This window comes from Halomonas sp. KX33721 (genome assembly GCF_001596805.1).
GTDB classification, from domain to species: Bacteria; Pseudomonadota; Gammaproteobacteria; order Pseudomonadales; family Halomonadaceae; genus Vreelandella; species Vreelandella aquamarina.
On record NZ_LVIA01000009.1, the window covers coordinates 150393 to 157050 of the forward strand.

At 59.8% G+C, this 6658-nt stretch carries 4 protein-coding genes and 2 pseudogenes; 5 read left to right on the forward strand and 1 reads right to left on the reverse strand.

All coding sequences use genetic code 11. The annotated features are described in order from the left end of the window. Positions 1-3 precede the first annotated feature (3 nt). Positions 4-753, reverse strand: coding sequence for a 30S ribosomal protein S2 (gene rpsB / locus A3220_RS03920; RefSeq protein WP_044629723.1), 750 nt, complete (start codon positions 751-753; stop codon positions 4-6). Between the two features lie 322 nt (positions 754-1075). Between rpsB and map the strand changes: the two genes are divergently transcribed. From map to A3220_RS03950, 5 genes and pseudogenes are all read left to right on the forward strand, one after another. After that, positions 1076-1867, forward strand: coding sequence for a type I methionyl aminopeptidase (gene map, locus A3220_RS03930; RefSeq protein ID WP_044629725.1), 792 nt, complete (start codon positions 1076-1078; stop codon positions 1865-1867). After that, positions 1867-4542 carry a [protein-PII] uridylyltransferase gene (locus A3220_RS03935; RefSeq protein WP_062373302.1) on the forward strand — a complete coding sequence of 892 codons (2676 nt, stop codon included), beginning with the start codon at positions 1867-1869 and terminating at the stop codon, positions 4540-4542. Before map ends, A3220_RS03935 begins: the two co-directional genes overlap by 1 nt. A gap of 299 nt (positions 4543-4841) precedes the next feature. After that, positions 4842-6040: pseudogene (gene dapC / locus A3220_RS03940) on the forward strand (succinyldiaminopimelate transaminase). A gap of 36 nt (positions 6041-6076) precedes the next feature. Beyond that, positions 6077-6421, forward strand: coding sequence for a Spx/MgsR family RNA polymerase-binding regulatory protein (locus A3220_RS03945; RefSeq protein ID WP_044629728.1), 345 nt, complete (start codon positions 6077-6079; stop codon positions 6419-6421). 57 nt (positions 6422-6478) lie between these two features. Next, positions 6479-6658 (forward strand): annotated as a pseudogene (locus A3220_RS03950) (2,3,4,5-tetrahydropyridine-2,6-dicarboxylate N-succinyltransferase); the annotation flags it as partial.

Here is a 6658-nt window from a genome sequence, read left to right on the forward strand (position 1 = left end):
GCCTTACTCGGCAGCTGCGCTTGTGTCGGCGGAAGCGGCTTCTTCAGTCACTTCGACGAACTCGTCCGGACGACCTTCTTTCGCGCGGCCACACGCGTCGGCAATCGCCTTCACGTAGATCTGGATAGCGCGGATGGAGTCATCGTTACCCGGGATCACGTAATCAACGCCATCTGGGTTAGAGTTGGTATCTACCACGCCAATAACCGGGATACCCAGCTTGTTGGCTTCGTTAATCGCGATGCGCTCGTGGTCAACGTCGATCACAAACAGTGCGTCCGGCAGGCCGCCCATGTTCTTGATACCACCGATAGAACGCTCAAGCTTCTCTTGCTCACGCGTTGCCATCAAGACTTCTTTCTTGGTCAGCTTCTCGAAGGTGCCGTCTTCGCGCATCACTTCCAGATCACGCAGCCGTTTGATGGACTGACGAATGGTCTTGAAGTTGGTCAGCATGCCGCCCAACCAGCGATGGTTGACGAACGGCTGGCCAACGCGATTCGCTTCTTCTTTGATGATCTTGCTAGCGCTGCGCTTGGTGCCAACAAACAGAATTTTGTTGTTGGATGCCGCCATCTTCTCGACCACGTCGATCGCTTCGTTCAGCGCCGGCAGGGTGTGCTCGAGGTTGATGATGTGAATCTTGTTGCGCGCGCCGAAGATGTATTTGCCCATCTTCGGATTCCAGTACTTGGTTTGGTGACCGAAGTGAGCACCTGCTTTCAGCAGGTCACGCATATTAACGTGAGACATGGTAAAACTCCTGAAACTCGGGTTAGGCCTCCACGCACCCCATGGATCCGACCAGTAGCGTCGTTAAACGTCGCTAAAGGCACCCGGGACCATGTGCCGGTGCATGTGTGTTTTCAAGGCTTGCTGTTGTGCAACCCAGCGGTGCTGCGTTGCGATCTCGTTGCCCTTTCGCGTAGCGCCAGCCAGTATAGAAGCATTGGATGGCGATTGCAGGAAAGCGCGCGGCTTTATACCATAGATCATTGCCAAGATGAAGTCGCAGCCGCGTTTCGGCATTTTCATTTGCGACCCATCACTTACCCAGAAGCCACATCGAGAATTCATGAACGTTCCTATTAAGACGCCTTCTGAAATCGAGAAAATGCGCGAAGCCGGTCGCCAGGCGGCCAGCGTTATCGAAATGATCACTCCCCACGTTAAAGCGGGCATTAGCACTGGCGAGATCGACCGTCTGTGCCACGAGTACATTGTTAACGAGCTGGGCTCGACACCGGCACCGCTGAACTACCACGGCTTTCCCAAAGCAACCTGTACCTCCATCAACCACGTGGTGTGCCACGGCATCCCCGATGACGCCAAAAAGCTCAAAAACGGCGACATCATGAACCTGGATATCACCGTGCGCACACCGGATGGCTACCACGGCGACTCCAGCGTGATGTTCGTGGTGGGCAACACCATTCAGGGCGAACGGCTGTGCCGCATCACCCAAGAGTGCCTGTATAAAAGCATTGCGCTGGTGAAACCCGGCGTGCGTCTTTCTGAGCTTGCCCGTGTGATTCAGCAGCACGCCGAAGCCCATGGTTACTCGGTGGTGCGTGATTTCTGCGGCCACGGCATTGGCGCGGACTTCCACGAAGACCCGCAGTTCCTGCACTACGACGGCTATGCACCGGATGCCGACATCCGCCTAGAAGCGGGCATGTGCTTCACCATCGAGCCGATGATTAACGTGGGCGGCTACAAAACCAAAGTGCTGCGCGACGGCTGGACCGCCGTCACCAAAGACCGCAGCCTTTCGGCCCAGTGGGAACACACCCTACTGGTCACCGACACCGGCGTTGACGTGCTCACTGCGCGCAGCGACGAAGACTTTAGCTTTCTGAACGCCTGATGCTTCTTCACCACTACCGGTTCGAGCCGGACACGTCGCTTTTCGATCTAGACCTGTTTCGCACCGAGCTTGCCGGGTCGCGCTCTCCTATCGCCCCGTTTAAAGCCGCGCTGCGGGAAATCCAAGCACGCCTGGATGAACGCTTTCGCGCCGGTAGCGATATTCGCGACTTGGTACGCGGTCGGGCGTGGTATCTCGACCAGCTTCTCGCCATTGCCTGGGCGCAGCATGCTTGGCCCGATGACGGCGTTGCGCTGGTGGCCGTGGGCGGCTACGGGCGTGGTGAACTGCATCCCCATTCGGATATTGATCTGCTCTTGCTGCTTGAGCACGACGACGATACCCCCTACCGGGAGCCGCTGAGCGCTTTTATCACCTTCCTCTGGGATATCGGTCTGGAGATTGGCCACAGCGTTCGCTCGCTCAACGACTGCGAGCGGGAAGCCGAAGCAGACGTCACGGTGATTACCAACCTGCTGGAGTCGCGCCTCATTGCCGGGCCGGAAAGTCTGCGTGAGAAGATGCGCGAGCGCCTGAGCACCCCGAACCTGTGGCCCGCCGACCGCTTTTTTGAAGCCAAGTGGCAAGAGCAAATTGCTCGCCACTATCGCTACAACAACTCCGAGTACCACCTGGAGCCCAACTTAAAAAGCTCCCCCGGTGGCCTGCGGGATATCCAGATGATTGGCTGGGTGGCTAAGCGTCACTTCGGCACCGAGCAGTACACCGATATTGTCGCCAACGGCTTTATGAATGACGCGGAGCTGCGCATTCTCAGCCAGGGTCAGGCGTTTCTTTGGCAGGTGCGCTACGCCCTGCATATGCTCACAGGCCGAGCCGAAGACCGCCTGCTGTTTGATCACCAGCGCACCATTGCCGAGATGTTTGGCTTTAGGGATACCCCCGAGCGGCTCGCGGTCGAGCAGTTCATGAAACGCTACTACCGCCACGTGACGGCTCTCGCCGGACTCAACGATATGCTGCTACAGCACTTCGACGAAGTGATTTTGCGCGGCAAGGAGTCGTTGGAAACCGTTAAGCTCAACGAACGCTTTGAAACCAAGGGCGGCTACATCCAGGTGCGCACCCGCAACCTGTTCCGCGAGCGCCCGGCGGCCATGCTAGAACTCTTTCTGCTGATGGCCAAGCATCCGGAAATCGAAGGGGTACGCGCCGATACTATTCGGCTGATTCGTGACCACCGCCACCAAATTGACGACCACTACCGGGAAGACCCACGCCACCAGCGGCTGTTTATGGCGCTCATGCGGGCGCCGGGTAACGTCCCTCGCCAGCTCCGGCGCATGAACCGCTACGGCATTCTGGGTAAGTACCTGCCGGAGTTCGGCCGCGCGGTGGGGCTGATGCAGCACGATCTGTTCCATATCTATACCGTGGACGCCCACACCCTGCGCCTGCTGAAATTTCTGCACGGCTTCCGCAAGCCCGAGGCAAAGGACGACTTCCCGGTGGCCGCCAACCTGATCCATCAGCTGCCTAAGCTGGACCTGCTGTGGATTGCCGGCCTGTTCCACGATATCGGCAAAGGGCGTGGTGGCGACCACTCAGAAATCGGCGCGCGGGACGTCGAACAGTTCTGCCATCGCCACCATATTTCCCAGCACGACACCAACCTGGTGAGTTGGCTGGTGGAGCATCACCTGCTGATGTCGATGACCGCCCAAAAGCGAGATATCAGCGACCCGGATGTGATCCGCGATTTCGCCCTCATCGTGCGCGACGAGACCCGCCTGGACTACCTCTATGTGCTCACCGTTGCCGACATCAATGCCACCAACCCCACACTGTGGAACGGCTGGCGGGCCTCGCTGCTGCGCCAGCTGCATGCAGAGACCAAGCGCGCCCTGCGCCGAGGGCTGAAAAACCCGCCGGACAGAGACGACTGGGTGAGAGAAACACGCACCGAGGCCCGCTCACTGCTGCAGACCGTTGGGGTGGACAGCGAGCAAATCGATCAGCTATGGGAGTCCCTGGGGGAAGACTACTTCCTGCAGTACGCCCCCAGCGAGATCGTTTGGCAGACCCAGGGCATTCTGGCCCATCAGCCCTCCCCCCTGCCGCTGGTGCTGATCAGTGCCCCCACCGCCGACATGGCCGAAGGCGGCACCAAAGTGTTCATCCACACCCGCTCGGTGGATGACCTGTTCGCCGCCACTGCTGCCGCCATGGAGCAGCTCGGACTCTCGATCCACGATGCCCGCATTGCTACTTCCCACAACGACTGGACGCTCAACACCTTTATCGTACTGGATAGCCACGGCCAGCCGATTCGCGACGCGGAGCGCATCGAAGAGATGCGCAGCCACTTGGTAGAAGAGCTGGATGACCCGGACGACTACCCCGAGATCGTCACCCGACACACGCCGCGCCAGCTCAAGCACTTCAAAGTGCCAACCGAAGTGGTGATCGAACAGGACCCGGCCAACGAGCGTACCCTGCTGGAACTGACCGCCCCCGACCGCCCCGGTCTGCTGGCTCGGGTAGGGCGCATTTTCATGGAGCAAGATATCTCGCTCTCAGCCGCTAAAATTGCCACGCTAGGCGAACGGGTTGAAGACGTTTTCTTCATCACCACCAAAGCAGGCGAGCCGCTCACCGACCCCGAACGTCAGCAGCAGCTCCGCGAACGACTGATTGAGGTATTGGGGGTTTAAAGCTCGCGCTGTCTATGATTGCCGGGGGCTGGTTGAAGCGAGGGTCTTTCGCCATGGCCGGAATATGTTCCATACCATTCCGGCATTTCCGCCATCCATGGCGGTCAGATGGCGAAAGTAGCGCCCATGGATGGGTTCACAGCGCCCTCGCAGCAACCTGCTCTCGGCACCACTAAGCGCAATTGGCTGTTTTGCTAGTTCGGTTAGGTTTGAGCCTGCCCCAGGGCTTGCCTATAATCGGCGGTTCGATAAATGGTTTTGCCCACAGTTCCCGCCCTTACGCTCTCAACGGACGCGCCATGAACCCTGATCTCAACGCCCTACACCCCTATCCGTTTGAAAAGCTGGCCGCCCTCAAAGCGAGCCTAACGCCCCCGGCGGGACTGGCGCATATTCCGCTGACGATTGGCGAACCCCAGCACGCCCCCTACCAAGGCGCGCTGGAGGCACTCATCGCCCACCAGTTAGAGATGGCCCGCTACCCGGCCACCAACGGCCTTCCCGCCCTACGCGACGCGATTGCGACCTGGGCCACCCAGCGCTTCCAGCTGGCGGGGTTGGATGCCGAGCGCCAAGTACTGCCGGTGAACGGCACTCGCGAAGCCATCTTCGCCTTCGTGCAGGCGGCGCTGGACCGCACCCGCCCCGCAAAAGTGGCCGTACCCAACCCCTTCTACCAGATTTACGAAGGCGCCACGCTGCTGGCAGGCGGCGAGCCGCTCTACCTGGACTGCACCGCCGAGAACGGCTTCCGCCCCGATTTTTCAGCGGTCAGCGCCGACACCTGGCGCGATGTGCAGATCGTGTTTATCTGCTCGCCGGGCAACCCGACCGGCGCCGTCACGCCACTGGCCGAGTTCAAACAGCTCATTGCCCTGGCCGACGAGCACGACTTTATCATCGCCTCTGATGAGTGCTACTCCGAGCTTTACCTAGACGAGAACACGCCACCGCCAGGGCTTTTGCAGGCCTGCGCCGAGCTTGGCCGCGATGACTACCGCCGCTGCGTGGTCTTCCACTCGCTCTCCAAGCGCTCCAACCTACCAGGGCTGCGCTCTGGCTTCGTGGCAGGTGATGCCGACCTACTCGCCCCGTTCAAGCGCTACCGCACCTATCACGGCTGCGCCATGTCGCAGCCACTACAGCACGCCTCCATTGCCGCTTGGCAAGACGAAGCCCACGTGCGCGCCAACCGAGACGCCTACCGCGAAAAATTCAGCGCGGTGACGGATGTGCTTGCCCCGGTGATGGATTTTCCCACTCCGGAAGCGAGCTTCTACCTCTGGCCTGCGGTGCCGGGTGGCGACGATATCGCCTTTACCCAGCGGCTATTCAGCGAACAGCACGTGAGCGTACTGCCCGGCAGCTTGATGGGTCGCCCAGGGCAAAACGGCCTTAACCCCGGCGCGGGTCGGCTACGCTTAGCGTTAGTGGCGGAGCTTGAGCCGACCTTAGAAGCGGCCTAAGACGCCTTCGCCAACTGGTCGAGCGCGACTAACGCGCCGCGCCGCTTAAGACGACGAAAGGAGGCTCTATGCTAACGCTCTACATGATTCATAACTGCGACACCTGCCGTAAAGCGCGTAAAGCGCTGGACGACAAAGCGCTGATGTATAAAACCCACGACCTGCGTAAAGATGGCCTTTCTGCGGCGCTGCTTGAGCACATCTTGAATCGCGTACCGTTGGTTGAGGTGATCAACAAACGCAGCAAAACCTGGCGGGATCTTTCTGACGAAGAGAAAGATTACGATGCCAACTCGGCGCGCCAGCTGCTGCTCCAGCACCCCACGCTGCTCAAGCGGCCGCTGCTGGAACTCGACGACGGCACCATCATGATCGGCTACCGTGACGGCGACTATGACACGCTAAGCGGCTAACCCTGACTCGACTTCTCTCACTCATTTTCTCTCACTAACCTCTAAGGAATACGCGTTATGCTGAGCTTCGCGCTTGGAATCGGCACCCAAAACACCCAGGGCGACTGGCTGGAAATCTACTACCCGGCCCCGCTGCTCAACCCGGACGCGAGCCTGGTCGCCGCTGCCAAAGAGGCCCTGGATGCACCGGCGGGCAATGCCCCGGTGAGCTTCTTACCGGAAGACTGCACCCGCTTG